Source organism: Thiocystis violacea, assembly GCF_016583575.1.
Taxonomy (GTDB): Bacteria; Pseudomonadota; Gammaproteobacteria; order Chromatiales; family Chromatiaceae; genus Thiocystis; species Thiocystis violacea.
On record NZ_NRRG01000071.1, the window covers coordinates 1 to 16,854 of the forward strand.

The following is a 16,854-nucleotide window of genomic DNA, read 5'->3' on the forward strand; positions in this document are numbered from 1 at the left end:
CCAAATCAGGTGGACTTTCAAGTCATGAACAGTGTGCGATGCTTTTCTGTAAGACCTCATAAATGAGAGTATACTAAAAGTCTTGCACTAAAGTGCATAGTTTTTACTAACGAATTGATACAATAAAGGGCAGGCCGTCTTCGACCTTCGCGAGTTCGGCTTTACCTCTCTCGCTAACGCTGTTGCCGTTGAAGATCCGCCCAGTATTGCCGAGCCTTGTCCACGCCCACTCCGGCGGGACTTGGAGATAAGCATCATCACCAACAGGCGGGAGCGTCGTTTGTCTCCGGACCTGCGCAGCTTGAACAATCGCCATCCGCTTGAGCAGTTCGGATGCAGGCTCGTCGCTGGCATTGGGCTGAACGAGCTTTCCCCGGATTGCTGATTCGAGGACCAACTCCCGCATCTTCGCCACCGCATCGGGCGCGTCGGCGAACTGGTCGAACTTCTCGAAGAATGTTTCCAGCTTCATTCCGCAGTTCCGGCGGTAGCGGTGAGGGCGTGGTGGAGTTCCTGTTTCAGCTTGGCGCGGGTTTCCGCGATCTGGGCGAGGAGCTTTTCGTATTCGGGCAGGAGGCGGTCCACGTCGCCGGGGCCAGTGTCGGAGTTATGCGGATTCTTGAGGTCGATGTTGAAGTTGCCGGCCTTGATGGTGTCGATGGAGACGCGCCATGCCTGCTCGTTTTCCACGCGGGTCTTAAAGCCATCTTCTTCCGATCCCCACCAGACCCGCTCGGCCTCGAACTCCTCGATGCGGATGGGCTTGCCCTTGTTGTAGCTCTTGGCGCCAGGCGGATAGGGGTGCTCGTAATACCAGACCTCCGTCGTCGGCCGGCCCTTGGTGAAGAAGAGCAGGTTGGTACGAATGCCGGTGTAGGGGTTGAAGACGCCGTTAGGTAGGCGAACGATGGTGTGCAGGTGGCAGTCGGCGAGCAGCGCCTCCTTGATGCGGGTCTTGACGCCCTCGCCGAAGAGGGTGCCGTCGGGCAGCACCAGACCAGCCCGTCCGCCGGGTTTGAGGATCTTCATCAGCAGCACGAGAAAGAGATCGGCGGTCTCGCGGGTGCGAAACTCGGCGGGGAAGTTGGCCTCAATGCCGTCCTCCTCCATGCCGCCAAAAGGTGGATTGGTGACGATGACGTCGACCCGTTCTTTCGGCCCCCAGTCTCGCAAGGGACGGGCAAGCGTGTTGTCGTGACGGACGTTGGACGGCACGTCGATCCCATGCAGGAGCAGGTTGGTCATGCAGAGCACATGCGGCAGGTGCTTCTTCTCGATCCCGGCGAAGCAGTCCTGAATGCCGCGCTCGTCGGCTTCGGTTTTGGCCTGCTTGCGCAGGTGCTCAATGGTGCAGGTGAGAAAGCCGCCGGTGCCGCAGGCGGGGTCGAGGATGGTCTCGCCGAGACGCGGATCGACCTGCTCGACGATGAATTGGGTAACGGCGCGCGGGGTGTAGAACTCGCCGGCATTGCCCGCTGATTGCAGATCCTTCAGCAGCTTCTCGTAGATGTCGCCGAACAGGTGGCGGTCATCGGAGGCGTTGAAGTCGATGCCGTTGATCTTGTTGATCACCTGCCGCATCAGGGTGCCGTTTTTCATGTAGTTGTTGGCATCCTCGAAGCTCATGCGGATGAGCCCGGCGATGCGGTCGCCGCCGCCGGTCAGGGCCTTGAGTCTGGGCAGGAGGCTGTTGTTGACGAAGTCGAGCAGGGCATCGCCGGTGATGCCCTCATCGTCCGCCGCCCAACTGGACCAGCGCAGCCGCTCGGGAAGCGGCGAGCGGTAGTCGTCGCGCAGCAGCTCAAGTTCCTTCTCGCGGTCGTCGAAGATCTTGAGGAAGAACATCCAGCCGAGTTGTTCGAGCCGCTGGGCGTCGCCGTAGGTGCCGGCGTCCTTGCGCATGATGTCCTGGATGGTCTTGACGAGATTGGAAACGTTGGGCATGAACTAAGCGGCCTTCTGATACAGGGCGATTTCGAGTTGACGCACGGCGGCGAGATAAGCGGCCTTGCCGCCAAAGAGTTTGACGATCTCTACTGGGGTGCCGAGGGTGGGCAGCGGGTCCACCTTGAGGATGTCCAGGGATTCGACGCTGCGGAGGCCGGCGTCGGCGTATTTCTGGAGCAGGGCATCGAGGACGGCGCGGGCCTGGTCGCCATAGGTGCCGAAGACGTGGCGCTTGCGGACCTTCTCGGCCCGTTCCCGGCGCGTCAGGGGCGGTTGGTCGAAGGCGATATGACAGATCAGATCGAAGGCGTCGTAGTCGCGGCCCACCTGTTCGGCCAGCTCGTCGAGAAAGACGCCCTTCGCGGCCAGCTCATCCAGGATCGCCTGCTTGCGGTCAGCGTCGTGCCAGGCGTTGAGGAAGGCATCCAGCGAGGCGTAAGCCTGGCGCAGGGTCTTGCGTGAATAGTCCCGGAGTGATTCGGTGATGAGCTTGCCGTCGGCATCGAGATACTGGACGCGCTCGGTGACGACGCGGACCTCGACGTCATCGACGTAGTAGCGGGTGACGCCGGGGCCAGGCGGGCCTTGGTCGCCACCGAAGGGGTCGCTATCGCCCTCACCGCCGGCCTCGCCGTCCTCTGGATGGGGCTCGTCCTCGGGCGGGATCGGGGGCTGATCGGGGCCGGGCTCGTAGATCTGCACGGGATCGCCGTCGAAGTCCGGGTCGGCGAAGAGCGCCGTGGCCCGCCGGAAATCCATGATGGTGAAGTACAGCTTGCCGTAATCCTCGTTGATGCGGGTGCCGCGCCCGATGATCTGCTTGAACTCGGCCATGGAGTTGATGCGCTTGTCGAGCACGATCAGGCGGCAGGTTTGGGCGTCGACGCCGGTGGACATGAGCTGGGAGGTCACGGCGATGACCGGGAAGGTGGATTCCGGGTCGATGAAGTTGTCGAGCTGGGCCTTGCCCTCGTCGTTGTCGCCGGTGATGCGCATGACGTACCGGCTGTTGGCGGCGGCCAGATCCGCATTGGCGTTGACCAGGGCCTGGCGCATGCGCTCGGCATGGTCGATGTTCTGGCAGAAGACGATGGTCTTGGCGAAACGGTCCGTCGCCTTGAGGAATTCGGTGATCTTGGCCGCGACCAGGGCGGTGCGCTGCTCAAGGATCAGGTGCTTGTCGTAGTCGCTGTCGTTGTACTCGCGGTCCTCGATGGCATGACCGAACCTGTCGGTCTGCCCGGACTCGGGTCGCCAGCCGTCCAGATCCCGGTCGAGGCCGATGCGGATCACTTTGTAGGGTGCGAGAAAGCCATCCGCGATGCCCTGCCGCAGCGAATAGGTGTAGATCGGATCGCCGAAGTAGTCGCTGTTGGAGACCTCTCGGGTCTCCTTGGGGGTGGCGGTCATCCCGATCTGGGTCGCCGTCGCGAAATAGTCGAGCACCTTGCGCCAAGCGGCATCGTCCGCCGCGCTGCCCCGGTGACACTCGTCCACGAAGACCAGATCGAAGAAGTCCGGGGAGAACTGCTTGTAGATGTTCTGCGCCTCGTCGGTGCCGGTGACCGCCTGATAGAGACAGAGATAGATCTCGAACGCCTTGTCCACCGTGCGGTTGGTGATCTTGGTCATGGCCTGACCGAACGGTTTGAAGTCGTTGGTCTTGGTCTGATCGGCGAGGATATTGCGGTCGACCAGAAAGAGGATGCGTTTCCGGGTGCCGGATCGCCACAGGCGCCAGATGATCTGAAAGGCGGTGTAGGTCTTGCCCGTCCCCGTGGCCATGACCAGCAGGATGCGGCTCGCCCCGCGCGCAATGGCCTCGATCGTGCGATTGATGGCGATGCGCTGGTAGTAGCGGGGCGTCCGGCCGGAACCATCGTCGAAATAATCCTGGGTCGTGATGGTGGCCTGTGTCTCGGCCAACCCCTTCGCTTTGCAGTAGCGCGCCCAGAGCTCGTCGGGGCCGGGAAACTGGTCCAAGGGGATTTCGCGGGTGACGATCCCCGTGGTCACCGTGCGGTCGTGCTCCAGGAAAGCGTCGCCGTTGGTGCTGTAGACGAAAGGAATATCCAGCATTTCCGCGCCGTCCAGCGCCTGCTGCATGCCGTCGCCGACGGCGTGGTTGTTGTCCTTCGCCTCGATCAGGGCCAGGGGGATGTTGGGTTTGTAGACGAGGATGTAGTCGGCCCGCCTGGCGACGCCCCGCGTCACCAATTTCCCGCGAACGATGACTCGTCCCTTGGTGAAGTAGACCTCCTCGCGCACCTGCGTCATGAGATCCCACTTATCCCCGTTCGCGCCGACCAGCGCGGGCGTGATGAACTTGGTCCGAATGTCCGCTTCGGTCAGTGCCTTCTTATTCATGGGTCCAACTCGTGTCGCATGCCGACGGTTCTACCCCGTCTCTGCCGGCCTAGCCGTGCCGTGCTGGCCGATGATTTTGGGCTGATATCATGTCATCGAATCCGTCGCGCTGACAGGTTTGATGAAGCAGTAACGTCGATAGCGGAATGCTTGGAGGAGCGTGATGGTGAGTTCCAGATACAGGATGGCATCATCGACGTGATCGTCCCCGGAACCGGACCCAACCGGAACGATCGGGACGTGCCTCCGCCCAGTATACGCCCGGAACCCCAATAAGAAAGGGCCTAGTATTGCGACTAAGCCCTTGTTTTGTTTGGCTTGTTGACTAGGATTCGAACATTAGGTTAGCGGAGTCAGAGTCTGGTTATCTTGACAACCCTCTTCGCCACATCGACACACTCACACATCTTTCCGGGGACCAGAAATGGACCAGAGCCCCCGCCAGACCGACATAAAAAACCCCTGCGCCCGCCATGAACGCAAGGGTTTTCAAGGTCTTAGTGATGGGCCGTGTAGGATTCGAACCTACGACCAAGGGATTATGAGTCCCCTGCACTAACCGCTGTGCTAACGGCCCTTGAGACGGTAGGATCTAGCGCGTGCCTTCCCTGGCCCCGAGAGCGCCGGCCTTGGCGTCAATCATCGGGTCAGTCGCTATCGAGGAAGCTGCGGAGCTTGTCCGAGCGGGTCGGGTGACGCAGCTTGCGCAGGGCCTTGGCTTCGATCTGGCGGATGCGCTCGCGGGTCACGTCGAATTGCTTGCCGACTTCCTCAAGGGTGTGGTCGGTGTTCATGTCGATGCCGAAACGCATGCGCAGAACCTTGGCCTCGCGGGAGGTGAGGCTGGCGAGCATGTTCTGGGTGGCCTCGCGCAGCCCTTCCGCGGTGGCGGAGTCCAGCGGTGAGATGACGCCGGAATCCTCGATGAAGTCGCCGAGATGCGAGTCTTCGTCGTCGCCGATCGGGGTCTCCATGGAGATGGGTTCCTTGGCGATCTTGAGCACCTTGCGAACCTTGTCCTCGGGCATGTCCATGCGCGCGGCCAGCTCTTCCGGTGTGGCCTCGCGGCCCATCTCCTGGATCATCTGGCGGGAGATGCGGTTGAGCTTGTTGATCGTTTCGATCATGTGCACCGGGATGCGGATGGTGCGGGCCTGGTCGGCGATCGAGCGGGTGATGGCCTGGCGAATCCACCAGGTGGCGTAGGTGGAGAATTTGTAGCCGCGCCGGTACTCGAATTTGTCGACCGCCTTCATCAGGCCGATGTTGCCTTCCTGGATGAGATCGAGGAATTGCAGGCCGCGATTGGTGTACTTCTTGGCGATCGAGATAACCAAACGCAGGTTGGCCTCGACCATTTCCTTCTTGGCGCGCCGGGCCTTGGCCTCGCCGATGGACATCTTGCGGTTGACTTCCTTGACCTCGCCGATGGTGAGGATATTCTCGCGCTCGATTTCCTGGAGCTTGCGCTGGGCGCGGCGGATCTCCTGCGCCCACTCGTTGAGTCGCGCGGCGTAGGGCGAGTCGCTGGCCAGCAGTTGTTCGAGCCACTCGGAGTTGGTCTCATTGTCCGGGAAGCTCTCGATGAACTTCTTGCGCGGCATCCCGGAATGGTCGACGCAGAGGCTCATGATGAGACGTTCGTTGGCGCGAATCCGCTCGATGGTGCCGCGCAGAATCTCGGCCAGTTCCAGGAACACAGGCGCGACCAGCCTGAATTGCAGGAAGACCTCGGAAACCTCCGCCATCGCCGCGCGGGAGCGTTCGTCGTCGCGGCCGTATTCCTCAAGGGAAGCCTTCAGTACCGCGTAACGCTCGCGCAGCAGGTTGGCACGCCGTGCCGCATCCTCGGGATCCGGGCCGGTATCGACTTCTGGCGTGGCTTCCTCGTCCTCCTCCCCATCGCCTTCGCCCTCGGCTTCCAGCTCGGCCTTGTCGGCGACGGCGGGCGCCTCGACCACGACGGGCGGCGCGGCGATCGCCACCGGCGGTTCCTCGTCGCCATCGTTGAAGCCGGAGATGACGTCGGTCAGGCGCGATTCCTCGCGATCGACCCGATCGAAGATGGCGATTAGTTTCTCGATCGAACGCGGGTAGACGGACAGGGCGGAGAGCACCTGGTTGAGTCCGTCCTCGATGCGCTTGGCGATCAGCAGTTCGCCCTCGCGCGTGAGTAGCTCGACGGTGCCCATCTCGCGCATATACATGCGCACGGGATCGGTGGTGCGGCCAAACTCACTGTCGACGGTGGCCAGGGCGGCGGCGGCGGCCTCGGCGGCCTCGTCGTCGGACACGGCGTTATCGGTCAGGGTGCGGTCGACGACATCCGGGGCGATCTCTTGGACCATAATGCCCATGTCGTTGATCATCCGAACGATGTCTTCGATTTGGTCAGTCTCGACGATGCCGGGAGGCAGGTGATCGTTGACCTCGGAGTAGGTCAGATACCCTTGCTCTTTGCCCTTGGCGATCAGTTGCTTCAGTTGAGACTGTTGCTGTTCTTGATCCATGGGATACCTTGACTTGGTGCGGCGGAAGGCTGCTCAAAAGCGAACTTCGCAGTCTAACACAATTATCCCCAGAAGTTTATGGAGATAAACCTCGTCTCATGCGCGTCTGTGCGCATCGTACCGAACGAAACCTCTCTCATAGGCCAGGGAACCCCTCTGCGTTAGATAGACTATAGCGGTAAAAAACCAACGGGATCCTCGAGTCAGAGAGCGTCATCGCGGCGGGTACGAGACGATTCGGCGTCACGTTCCGCCAGGAGGGCGCGATCCTCCTCGGTCCATTCCGTCGTGCTGCGCTTATTCAGGGGGCGGCGCCACTCCATTTCCCGCGCCTCGGCGCTGAGACGACTCAGGGCGCCGGCCAGTTCGGCGGGCGCGCCTTCCGCGCTGACGTCCCGAAGAAAGGGGTCGACACTCAACCGCCTTAGATAACTGAAGTGAGGGTGCTCGCGCCAGCGTTCCAGTAGCATAGCCTTAGTCATATCGGGGCTTTCCCTAAGGGAATCGAGCAGCCGAGCCAGGATGTCGATACCGGGGTTCGGCAAGCGCCGCCAGTCGTCCTCCACCGATTCAAGCTCGCTCACGAGCCGCGGATGATCGAGCAGGAGGGCGATGGACTGGGCGACCAGACTGAGCCGCATGGGCCGACCCGGCGCCCCCCCTCGGCGCTTGGCGCGAACCTGGCGCGCGGGCGGCTGACTCGCCAGGCCGGTGAGGTCCGCGACCCGTTTGAGCACCAGATCGCGATAGAGACCTTGCGGCAAACGCTCGATCAGGGGCTTGGCCAGATGAGCGATCCGCGCGCGTCCGTCCAGGCTGGTCATGTCCACTTGATCCGAGAGATGTTCGAAGAGGAAATCGGACAAGGAGCGAGCCTTGGCCAGACGGGCACTGAAGCCCTCGGCGCCTTCCTTGCGGACCAGGGTGTCGGGATCCTCCCCATCCGGCAGGAAGAGAAACCGCATCGACTGATGCCCGGTAGCCAGGGGCAAGGCAGTTTCCAGGGCCTTCCAGGCGGCGTCGCGGCCAGCGCGATCGCCATCGAAACAGAACACCAGATCGGGGACGGAGCGCAGCAATTGGTGGAGATGCTCCAGGGTGGTCGCGGTGCCCAGTGTGGCCACGGCGTTGGTGATCCCGAACTGCGCCAGCGCGATCACGTCCAGATAGCCTTCCACCACGACCAGCGAGGCCAGCTTGCGGTTGGCCTGCCCAGCCTCGAAGAGGCCGTAGAGTTCGCGGCCCTTGTGAAAGATCGGGGTCTCGGGTGAGTTGAGATACTTGGGCTTGCCGTCGCCGAGAATCCGGCCGCCGAAGCCGATGATGCGTCCGCGCCGATCGCGAATCGGGAACATGACGCGATCACGGAAGCGGTCGTAGCGGCGGCCGTCCTGCTCGGCAATCAAGCCGCAATCGAGCAGACGACCGATCGTGGCCGCGCTCGTCCCGAACCGATTGAGCAGGGGATCGCCCCTGGCGGGCGCGAAGCCGATCTCGAATCGCGCGGCCATCTCGCCCGTGAAGCCACGTTCCTTCAGGTACTCGACGGCGCGAGCGGCCTGGGCAGGCTCGCGCAATTGCTGGCGATAAAAATCGGCGGCCTGGCGCATCAGCTCGAAGAGCGGTCCATGATCCGGGCCGGTGCGGACAACCTCGCCGTCGGACGGCACCTCCAGCCCCGCGTGCCGGGCGAGTTCATCGACCGCCTCGCGGAAGGCGAGGTGATCGTATTCCATGAGGAAGCCGATCGCCGTCCCATGGGCTCCGCAGCCGAAACAGTGATAGAACTGTTTGTCGGGGCTGACGGTGAAGGAAGGGGTTTTCTCGTCGTGAAAGGGGCAGCGAGCCTGGAAATCCTTGCCAGCCTTGCGCAGTTGGATTCGGGTGCCGATCAGGTCGACGATATCCGTCCGCGCCAGCAGATCATCAATGAATTCAGGTGGGATTCTTCCGGCCATGCGAGAAAGCGAGCCGTTGAAGGAAGGGACTAGCCTCCGAGACGCTGCTTGACCAGCGCACTCACGGCGCCCATGTCGGCGCGCCCCTGAACCTGGGGCCGCAGCACAGCCATGACCTTGCCCATGTCGCTCATGGCGGAGGCGCCGGAGGCGACGATGGCTGCGTCGAGCAGATCGCCGATCTCCTGGTCGCTGAGCGCGGCGGGCAGATAGCCCTGTATGACGCCGACCTCGAAGCGCTCGACCTCGGCCAGATCCTCGCGTCCCGCGTCGCTGTACTGGGTAATGGAATCGCGCCGCTGCTTGAGCATCTTGTCGAGCACGGCCAGCACCTGCGCGTCATCCAGCTCGATCCGCTCGTCGACCTCGCGCTGCTTGACGGCGGCGAGAATCAGGCGGATCACGCCCAGCCTGGCCTTCTCGCCCGCCTTCATGGCGGCCTTCATGTCATCCTGGATTTGCTGCTTGAGCATGCTGAACCGTTTTTAGGGTCTGGATGATCGGGCGTCCGGGGCCGACTCGCATCGGCCGTTCCTTGGGCGAAATCCCTGGAAAGCCGTCTTAGTAGGGACGTTCCCAGCGACGGGCTTCGCGTTGGAGCTTCTTCTGATGACGCTTGACCGCAGCCGCTTTCTTGCGCTTGCGCTCCGAGGTCGGCTTTTCATAGAACTCACGCCGACGGACCTCGGCGAGCACCCCTGCCTTTTCGCAGGAACGCTTGAAACGCCGCATGGCGACTTCGAATGGCTCATTTTCTTTGACGCGAACGCTGGGCATAGAAAGTCCCTTAATGTCTCCGGTTGATGGGTTTTGACAAGAGGTAAAAGATCTCGAATTATAACCCATGGGGAATATTTCGTGCAAAAGGGAATATGATCTTTCGTTTGGCGGCCTTGGGAATTTGACGACATGCGCGTGCTCGGTATCGAAACCTCCTGCGACGAGACGGGCGTCGCCATCTACGACGATCGGGCGGGGCTGCTGGCGCATGCCGTTTACAGCCAGGTCGAGATTCATGCCGAGTACGGCGGCGTGGTGCCGGAACTGGCCTCGCGCGACCACGTCCGCAAGACGCTGCCGCTGATCCGTCAGGTGCTTGAGGACGCCGGGCTGGCCCGCGCCTCCATCGATGGCGTGGCCTTCACCGCCGGCCCCGGCCTGATCGGCGCCCTGCTGGTGGGCTCCGCCCTGGGTCGCTCGCTGGCCTGGGCCTGGAAGGTTCCGGCGATCGGCGTGCATCATATGGAAGGCCATCTCCTGGCGCCGCTGATCGAGACGCCAGCGCCCGAGTTCCCTTTCGTGGCCCTGCTGGTGTCGGGCGGTCACACGCAACTGGTGGACGTGATCGGCATCGGTCGCTATCGGATCCTTGGCGAATCGCTCGACGACGCCGCCGGAGAGGCTTTCGATAAAACCGCGAAGATCCTGGGCCTGCCCTACCCCGGCGGCCCCGAGTTGGCCAGGCTGGCCGAATCGGGAGATCCGAAGCGCTTCCGTTTCCCCCGACCCATGACCGATCGTCCGGGTCTCGATTTCAGCTTCAGCGGACTCAAGACCTTCACACTCAATACCCTGAACAAGGAACTGGCGGTTTCGGAGGATAGCCAGCGAACCAAGGCCGATATCGCCCGCGCCTTCGAGGAGGCGGTCGTGGACACCCTGGTCATCAAGTGTCGGCGCGCGCTGCGCGAGACCGGTCGGCGGCGACTCATCCTGGCCGGCGGCGTGAGCGCGAACCGGCGGCTGCGCGAGCGGATGGACGCGGCGATCGCCGCCGAGGGTGGCGAGACCTATTATCCCAGGCCCATGTTCTGCACCGACAATGGCGCCATGATCGCCTTCGCCGGCTGTCAGCGACTCCTCGCGGGCCAGACCGAACCGCTCGCCTTCCACCCCCGCGCCCGCTGGCCCATGGGCGAATTGCCGCCGGTGTAGCGGGCAGACCCGGCGGTCATCCCGCCCCCTCCAGCCCCTCGTCATCCCAGGCGATCGGCAAGGTCAGATGAAAGGCCGCGCCCTCGCTCGGCGCGGGCTCGGCCCAGAGACGACCGCCATGCGCCTCGGCGATCGCCCGGCTGATGGCGAGTCCCAATCCGAGACCAGAGTCGTTGGTGGATTCGAAGATGTCGAAAATGGCCGCGTGGCGATCCGCAGGCAGACCTGGCCCGGTATCCCTTACGATCAGTTCGATCTCGTTCGCTCGCTGAACAACCTCCAGCACGACCTCGCGGCGACTGGATCCAGCGCTATCGATCGCCTGAACCGCGTTGCAAATCAGGTTGACCAGCACCTGTTCGATCTGCACCGGATCGGTCTCGATGTCCGGCAGCGTCTCGGGCGTGCGGATTTCCAGCGTGACCTTGCGGTCGCTGGCGAACCAGAGCACCAGCTCATGGGCGCGCTTGAGCACCTGATCGGCCGGAATCCTGACCTTATTCATGGTACGCCCGCGCAGAAAGGTTCTGAGCCGCTCCATGATGTCCCCGGCGCGATGCACCTGATCGTCGATGCGCTGGATCACATCGACCAACCGCCCCGGATTGGCGGCCGGACCCTGGGCCAACTGGCTGGCCGCGCTACAGTAGAAGCCGGCGGAACTCAGCGGTTGGACCAGTTCGTGAATCAGGGACGAGGCCAGGATCCCGACCGCGTTGAGCCGGGCGACCTGAGCCAGGGCATCGCGCGCGCGCCGCGCCTCCTCCTCCGCCAGATGGCGCTCGGTGATGTCCAGATAGGCCACCACGGCGCCCTCCTGCTCGCCCTCCAGTGGAAACACCCGCATGAGAAACCAGCGCTTGCGTTGTGGGGTATGACAGGGATATTCCAGACTGAAGACGGGGCGTTGGCGGTGAATCACCTCCTGGATGCCCATGGCCGCCGCGCGAACGGCCTCGCTCGGGAAATCGTCCGACAAATGGCAGACCGCGCGCGTGTTCAGACCAAGCCCATCGCGAATGGCGTCGCGGACAGCCTGCCTTTCGGAGAATTCGCGCCAGGCCCGATTGACGGCGACGACGCGGGCGTATTTGTCGAGCACGGCGATCTGCGAGGGCAGCGCGTCCAGCACCGACTGTCTCAGTCGATCACTGGCCAGGCGCTGGTGTTCGGCCTCGTGCTCGGTCGTGATATCGAGCAGCACCGTGAAGCATTCCGGACCGAGCAGGCCGTCGCGCCGGATGGAGCAGAGCCGCATGACGCGCACCCAGGAGCCGTTGCTCAGATGCAGCACCAGGTTGCGGGGCGACGCGGACGACTCGGTCTCGTCGAAGACCCGGCGCAGGTGCGCGATGAAGGATCGCACCTCATCGGCCACCACGAAGCGTCGAAACGGATAGCCCTCGATCTCCGCGCGCGATCGTTCCAAAAGAGTCGCCGCAGTGAGATTGATGGCGCGGATGAGTCCGCGCCGACTGAACAGGATGTAGCCAACCGGGGCCTCGTCGAACAGGCGCGCGTAATGATCGCGCGAGATCTCGAGCGCCCTCTGGGTCTTGCTGAGTTCCCGGCCCTGGATCTCCAGTTCGATCCGATGGGTCTGGATGGCGAGCAGCAGACAACGCTGCGCGTCATTGGCCTCGCCCGCCGAGTCAAGCGAGGCGATGAGGCTTTGGAACCGGGCCTCCAACCCGCGCTTGTCCAGTACCTCCAGCGGAGCTTCCCGCGCGGACGCGTCCACAACCTCCGGCCGAGCCTCTTCACCCTCTCGAGTCATCGCGCGCCCCTCGACTATTCGCGTTCAGCATGATGTCCGTGACTCGGGCTAAAGTAGCACGGCCAGACCATCCGTCGCCGCCGTCGAAGGCCCCGAGGCCGATCCAGACGGTGCGCCAACGTTGTTCACACGCACGGAGATCCGAGATGGCCGATCATTTTACCGAAACCACGACACGGTCCTGGTCCAGCCGCATCGGCGGATCGCTCAAGGGCATCCTGGTGGGCTTCATTCTGGTGTTGGCCGCCTTTCCACTGCTCTGGTGGAACGAAGGACGCGCCATCGATCGCACCCAGACGCTGGAGACGGGGCGAAAGACCGTCGTCGCGGTCGAGTCGGATCGGCTCGATCCGGCGCGCGAGGGCCAGTTGATCCATATCGCCGGTTTGGCGACCACCGAGGAGGTACTTTCAGACCCTTTGTTCGACCTCTCGCTCTCGGCCATCAAGCTGCGCCGCCAGGTCGAGATGTATCAATGGGTCGAGGAGTCGCGCTCGACCACGACCAAGAACGTCGGCGGCAGCGAGACCACGGAAACCACCTATGACTACAGGAGGAACTGGTCGGAACGCTGGATCGATTCGTCCCGATTCAAGCATCCCGCCGATCACGCGAACCCGCCGTCCATGCCCTACGCCTCCGAAACCAAGCAGGCCAGCCGGGTGAAGGTCGGCGCTTTCAACCTCGCGCCGGTCTTCGTCACCCAGATCAACCCTTTCCAGGCGCTTCCCATCACGCAAAAAGGGCGGGTTCCCGAGGGATTCGAGCTCCACGGCGGCGGCTACTACCAGGGCTCGCCCACGGCGCCCAGGGTGGGTGACCTGCGGGTGTCCTTCTCGGTGGTCGAACCGAGCCAGGTGAGCCTGATCGGGCGGCAAGCGGGACGGGGGATCGAGACGGCACGACTACCCAAGGGCCAGATCGCCCTGCTGGAGTTGGGCCGGGTGGACGCGACGACCATGTTCGATCACGCCGACACCGCGAACCGATTCCTGACCTGGGCGATCCGCGCCGGTGGCCTGCTGCTGTTATGGATCGGTTTCGGAATGATCCTGGCGCCGCTCAAGGTGCTGGCCGATGTGGTGCCCTTCATCGGCCGTCTCGTCGGGGCCGGCACCGGACTCATCGCCGCCCTGCTCGCCGTCGCGCTCGGCGCCCTGACGATCGCTATCGCCTGGGTCTTACACCGGCCGCTACTGGCGGGCCTCCTGCTCGCCCTGGCGGTCGTGGCCTTGGCGATCGGGGCTTTCAGAATGCGGAGCGCGCCGAGGACGCCGAGGGCGCCAGGGGTCGCGGGCTGAGGAAGGGGCACGCCGAGGCGGTTTCGAACCCGGCTCGGCGGCTCAGTCGGTCTTATCCGTCAACCGCTCCTCGGTCCCGTCGATCAGATGGCGGATATTGCTGCGATGGCGCCAGATGAGCAGTCCGGTGATGATGAGCTGCATTCCGAGCAGGGTCTTCTCGGGCCAGAACAGCCAGACGAAGCCAGGTGCCAGGGCCATGGAGATGAGTCCCGACAGGGAGGAGAACTTCAGTACCCTGGCGACGAACAGCCAGACGGCCGCCACGCAAAGCCCGATCGGCCAGTAGAGCCCGAACTGAACGCCAAGCGCGGTCGCCACACCCTTGCCGCCGCGAAAGCCGAAGAACACCGGATAGAGATGTCCGATGAAGGCGGCCAGGCCGATCCCGGCCAGCACCGCCGGACCGACGTCGAGCAGATGGCCGACGAGCATCGGGATCAGCCCCTTGAGGCTGTCGCCGAGCAGGGTGATGGCGGCCGGTTTCTTGCCGCCGATGCGCAACACGTTGGTCGCGCCGGGGTTGTTGGAGCCTTGGGTACGTGGATCCGGTAGCCCCATCAAGCGACAGACGATGATGGCGCTGGAGACGGAGCCCAGCAGATAGGCGGCGATGATGAGTAGGGTCGCGGTAATCATGGGGCGTCATTGGACCTGGGATGCCGTCACGGGTCAAGATAGCACGGCGACCAGATGCTTACCGGAGCCCACATGGACATCGTTTTCATCCGCGGACTGCGTATCGAGACCCGCATCGGCATCCACGATTGGGAGAAACGCACGCCCCGCCCACTGATCCTGGATCTGGAGATGGCCAGCGACATCGCCCGCGCGGCCGCCAGCGACCGGATCGAGGACGCGCTCGACTATGACGCCGTGACCCGGCGTCTGATCCAGGTGGTCTCCGGCAACACCCACGAGCTGGTGGAAACCCTCGCCGAACACTGCGCCAGAGTCTTGATGGCGGAATTCGCCATCCCCTGGCTCAGGCTCGGTCTCAACAAACCAGGGGCGGTCGGCGAAGGGGTCGATGTCGGCGTGGTGATCGAGCGCGGGATCAAGCCAGTCGGCGCCTGAGGTGCGCGAGGGGGCGTGAGGCGGCTCGGGTCAGACCGTCCCGCCCGCCCTCAGGCCGCCGATGCGCAGGAGCTGATCGACCAGGGCGCCGGTCTCATCAGAGCGATCGGACTGCTCGGCCGGCGTCCAGGAGTAATCGACTTCCAGCCGGTAGGAGCCGAGGAAGAGGTGCGGACTGGCACCGCCCCATTCGGCCGGGGAGAGCATGGAGAAAAAGGTCTGGCCCTCGGCGCGCTGGTAGAGGTGATAGGTCTTGCCGGGGATGCGCTTGAAGGCGCAGGCGGCGCGCGTCAGGGTCTGCTCCTCCTGGGCATCCGCGAGCACCTTGCGCGCCTCCTCCTGGAGCAGCCGGATCTGATCGGCGATCACCCGCAGCTTGGCGCCGGTCCGGGCGCTCAGCATGGCCTCGGCCTTGGCCACCTCGGCGGCCAGATCGCCGGAATCGAAGGCCGGCGCGAGCCGGCTGACCGGATAGGGCGAGCTGCGGGCCTCGCCGGGGTGAAGGTGATGATCGGTCTTGTCTCGACTCATGTGATCGCTCGTCCGCTCGTCGTCATTGGCTTCCATTTAACCATCCTCCAGTCGGCACCAGCAAAGGCCCCGCATGCACCATCCAGACCGCTTAGCCACGCCCGCTCCTCCCGCCGTCCATGAGGACGCCATCGCCGCCGACGTCAGCCATCGACTCGAACAGCGCATTCGCGCCGAGATTCGCGAACAGGGCGGCCTGCTGGCGTTCGACCGTTTCATGGAGCTGGCGCTCTATGCGCCTGGACTCGGCTATTACGTCGCCGGGGCGCGGAAATTTGGTCCCGGTGGCGATTTCGTGACCGCGCCAGAGATCTCGCCCCTCTTTGGCCGCTGTCTCGCGGCGCAATGCGCCGAGGCCCTGGAACGGCTCGGCGGTGGCGATCTGCTCGAGTTCGGCGCCGGAAGCGGCGCGCTGGCGGTTCGCATCCTCGGGGAACTCGAGTCCGCCGAGGCCTTGCCCGAGCGCTATTGGATCCTCGAACCCAGCCCGGACTTGCAGGATCGCCAGCGCCGTTTCATCCAGGAAGCGGTGCCCCATCTGGCGCGGCGTTGCGACTGGCTGAGCGCCTTGCCCGAGGGATTTCGCGGGGTTCTGATCGCCAACGAGGTTCTGGATGCGATGCCGGTCCATCGGTTCCGGATCGGCGAGACGTCCGAGATCCACGAGGTCTTCGTCAGCGAGCACGAGGGCCGTCTCGCGGAGACCGCGGCCGCGCCACGCTCGCCGGGGTTGAGCGCGGCGGTGACGGCGCTGCGGACCCAGGGCCTGGCCGTCGATCCTGGCTACGCCTCGGAAATCAACCTGCGGCTCGCGCCCTGGCTCTCCGCCCTCGCGACCTCGGTCGAGCGCGGGCTGCTGCTGCTGATCGACTATGGCTACCCGAGGTCGGCCTATTACCAGGCCGATCGCGTCATGGGCACGCTCCTGTGCCATCACCGACACCAGGCCCACGCGGATCCCTACGTCCACCTCGGCCTGCAGGACATCACCGCCCATGTCGACTTCACGGCCGTCGCCGAGGCCGGAACCAAGGCCGGTTTCACGCTGGCCGGCTTCTCCACCCAGGCGCATTTTCTGATCGGATGCGGCATCGATCGCTTCATGATGGAATCCATGGAGTCCGGCGATCCGGCCGAGCTGGCCCTAGGCGCCAAGCAGCTCATGTTGCCGACAACCATGGGCGAGCGCTTCAAGGTGCTCGGTCTGAGCCAGGGCTTCGACGGGCCATGGCGCGGCTTCGCCGTGCGGGATCTGAGCGATCGGCTGTGAGTTCGGAACTCGAACCCGCCGACTCCTGGGTTAACATGAATTTTGTTTAAGAATCTGCCGCGTCGAGGCCCTGCCATTGGGCACCATGGCCCGTCTTGAACGCGCCCTGGCGTTGTTCCTGGTGGTGAGCTGGCGGATGGCCCGCTTGATGCGCCTGGGGCGCACCCTGCCGGATTTGGAC

General features: G+C 63.8%; 14 protein-coding genes and 1 tRNA gene. 4 read left to right on the forward strand and 11 right to left on the reverse strand.

Translation table 11 applies throughout. The features are described 5' to 3' along the window. Positions 1-106 precede the first annotated feature (106 nt). The 8 genes from CKO27_RS21390 to rpsU all read right to left on the reverse strand — a co-directional run bounded on the left by CKO27_RS21390 (position 107) and on the right by rpsU (position 9,559). The gene (locus tag CKO27_RS21390) at positions 107-472 is read right to left on the reverse strand and encodes a hypothetical protein (protein ID WP_200376955.1); all 366 of its coding nucleotides are present in this window, start codon (positions 470-472) and stop codon (positions 107-109) included. Then, positions 469-1,944: a type I restriction-modification system subunit M gene (locus tag CKO27_RS21395; protein ID WP_200376956.1), complete on the reverse strand. Its 1,476-nt coding sequence runs from the start codon at positions 1,942-1,944 to the stop codon at positions 469-471. Before CKO27_RS21395 ends, CKO27_RS21390 begins: the two co-directional genes overlap by 4 nt. Positions 1,945-1,947: 3 nt before the next feature. Further along, positions 1,948-4,314 (reverse strand): EcoAI/FtnUII family type I restriction enzme subunit R, encoded by a 2,367-nt coding sequence (hsdR, locus tag CKO27_RS21400; protein ID WP_200376957.1) that lies wholly within the window; start codon positions 4,312-4,314, stop codon positions 1,948-1,950. Between the two features lie 504 nt (positions 4,315-4,818). Continuing rightward, a tRNA-Ile gene (locus CKO27_RS21405) sits at positions 4,819-4,891 on the reverse strand. Between the two features lie 70 nt (positions 4,892-4,961). Further along, positions 4,962-6,824: an RNA polymerase sigma factor RpoD gene (gene rpoD, locus CKO27_RS21410; RefSeq protein WP_200376958.1), complete on the reverse strand. Its 1,863-nt coding sequence runs from the start codon at positions 6,822-6,824 to the stop codon at positions 4,962-4,964. Between the two features lie 203 nt (positions 6,825-7,027). After that, a complete protein-coding gene (gene dnaG / locus CKO27_RS21415) occupies positions 7,028-8,782 on the reverse strand; it encodes a DNA primase (protein ID WP_200376959.1) in 1,755 nt (584 codons plus the stop codon). Positions 8,783-8,811: 29 nt separating this feature from the next. Continuing rightward, complete coding sequence (locus tag CKO27_RS21420) at positions 8,812-9,255, reverse strand: GatB/YqeY domain-containing protein (RefSeq protein WP_200376960.1); 444 nt, start codon at positions 9,253-9,255, stop codon at positions 8,812-8,814. A gap of 88 nt (positions 9,256-9,343) precedes the next feature. Further along, positions 9,344-9,559, reverse strand: coding sequence for a 30S ribosomal protein S21 (gene rpsU, locus CKO27_RS21425; RefSeq protein ID WP_005220880.1), 216 nt, complete (start codon positions 9,557-9,559; stop codon positions 9,344-9,346). 132 nt (positions 9,560-9,691) lie between these two features. Here rpsU and tsaD point away from each other — a divergent pair, with 132 nt between their 5' ends. Then, a complete protein-coding gene (gene tsaD, locus CKO27_RS21430; RefSeq protein WP_200376961.1) occupies positions 9,692-10,717 on the forward strand; it encodes a tRNA (adenosine(37)-N6)-threonylcarbamoyltransferase complex transferase subunit TsaD in 1,026 nt (341 codons plus the stop codon). A 16-nt stretch (positions 10,718-10,733) separates the two neighbouring features. Here tsaD and CKO27_RS21435 read toward each other — a convergent pair whose 3' ends face one another. Then, positions 10,734-12,494, reverse strand: a complete 1,761-nt coding sequence (locus tag CKO27_RS21435) for a PAS domain-containing sensor histidine kinase (protein ID WP_200376962.1) — start codon at positions 12,492-12,494, stop codon at positions 10,734-10,736. 146 nt (positions 12,495-12,640) lie between these two features. Between CKO27_RS21435 and CKO27_RS21440 the strand changes: the two genes are divergently transcribed. Continuing rightward, positions 12,641-13,795 carry a TMEM43 family protein gene (locus tag CKO27_RS21440; protein WP_200376963.1) on the forward strand — a complete coding sequence of 385 codons (1,155 nt, stop codon included), beginning with the start codon at positions 12,641-12,643 and terminating at the stop codon, positions 13,793-13,795. Positions 13,796-13,837: 42 nt separating this feature from the next. Here CKO27_RS21440 and plsY read toward each other — a convergent pair whose 3' ends face one another. Beyond that, positions 13,838-14,434 (reverse strand): glycerol-3-phosphate 1-O-acyltransferase PlsY, encoded by a 597-nt coding sequence (gene plsY / locus CKO27_RS21445; protein ID WP_200376964.1) that lies wholly within the window; start codon positions 14,432-14,434, stop codon positions 13,838-13,840. A 72-nt stretch (positions 14,435-14,506) separates the two neighbouring features. Between plsY and folB the strand changes: the two genes are divergently transcribed. Beyond that, positions 14,507-14,872: a dihydroneopterin aldolase gene (gene folB, locus CKO27_RS21450; protein WP_200376965.1), complete on the forward strand. Its 366-nt coding sequence runs from the start codon at positions 14,507-14,509 to the stop codon at positions 14,870-14,872. Positions 14,873-14,902: 30 nt separating this feature from the next. Here folB and CKO27_RS21455 read toward each other — a convergent pair whose 3' ends face one another. Continuing rightward, positions 14,903-15,403, reverse strand: a complete 501-nt coding sequence (locus tag CKO27_RS21455; RefSeq protein WP_200376967.1) for a DUF2452 domain-containing protein — start codon at positions 15,401-15,403, stop codon at positions 14,903-14,905. A 73-nt stretch (positions 15,404-15,476) separates the two neighbouring features. Here CKO27_RS21455 and CKO27_RS21460 point away from each other — a divergent pair, with 73 nt between their 5' ends. Further along, the gene (locus tag CKO27_RS21460) at positions 15,477-16,673 is read left to right on the forward strand and encodes a class I SAM-dependent methyltransferase (RefSeq protein WP_200376966.1); all 1,197 of its coding nucleotides are present in this window, start codon (positions 15,477-15,479) and stop codon (positions 16,671-16,673) included. Positions 16,674-16,854 lie beyond the last annotated feature (181 nt).

Bases quoted from the DNA above. Each gene is read 5' to 3' on its own strand.
- CKO27_RS21395 (WP_200376956.1), bottom strand. From the start codon at position 1,944: ATGCCCAACGTTTCCAATCTCGTCAAGACCATCCAGGACATCATGCGC.
- hsdR (WP_200376957.1), bottom strand. From the start codon at position 4,314: ATGAATAAGAAGGCACTGACCGAAGCGGACATTCGGACCAAGTTCATC.
- plsY (WP_200376964.1), bottom strand. From the start codon at position 14,434: ATGATTACCGCGACCCTACTCATCATCGCCGCCTATCTGCTGGGCTCC.
- CKO27_RS21460 (WP_200376966.1), top strand. From the start codon at position 15,477: ATGCACCATCCAGACCGCTTAGCCACGCCCGCTCCTCCCGCCGTCCAT.
- rpoD (WP_200376958.1), bottom strand. From the start codon at position 6,824: ATGGATCAAGAACAGCAACAGTCTCAACTGAAGCAACTGATCGCCAAG.
- tsaD (WP_200376961.1), top strand. From the start codon at position 9,692: ATGCGCGTGCTCGGTATCGAAACCTCCTGCGACGAGACGGGCGTCGCC.
- folB (WP_200376965.1), top strand. From the start codon at position 14,507: ATGGACATCGTTTTCATCCGCGGACTGCGTATCGAGACCCGCATCGGC.
- rpsU (WP_005220880.1), bottom strand. From the start codon at position 9,559: ATGCCCAGCGTTCGCGTCAAAGAAAATGAGCCATTCGAAGTCGCCATG.
- CKO27_RS21440 (WP_200376963.1), top strand. From the start codon at position 12,641: ATGGCCGATCATTTTACCGAAACCACGACACGGTCCTGGTCCAGCCGC.
- CKO27_RS21390 (WP_200376955.1), bottom strand. From the start codon at position 472: ATGAAGCTGGAAACATTCTTCGAGAAGTTCGACCAGTTCGCCGACGCG.
- CKO27_RS21435 (WP_200376962.1), bottom strand. From the start codon at position 12,494: ATGACTCGAGAGGGTGAAGAGGCTCGGCCGGAGGTTGTGGACGCGTCC.
- CKO27_RS21455 (WP_200376967.1), bottom strand. From the start codon at position 15,403: ATGAGTCGAGACAAGACCGATCATCACCTTCACCCCGGCGAGGCCCGC.
- dnaG (WP_200376959.1), bottom strand. From the start codon at position 8,782: ATGGCCGGAAGAATCCCACCTGAATTCATTGATGATCTGCTGGCGCGG.
- CKO27_RS21420 (WP_200376960.1), bottom strand. From the start codon at position 9,255: ATGCTCAAGCAGCAAATCCAGGATGACATGAAGGCCGCCATGAAGGCG.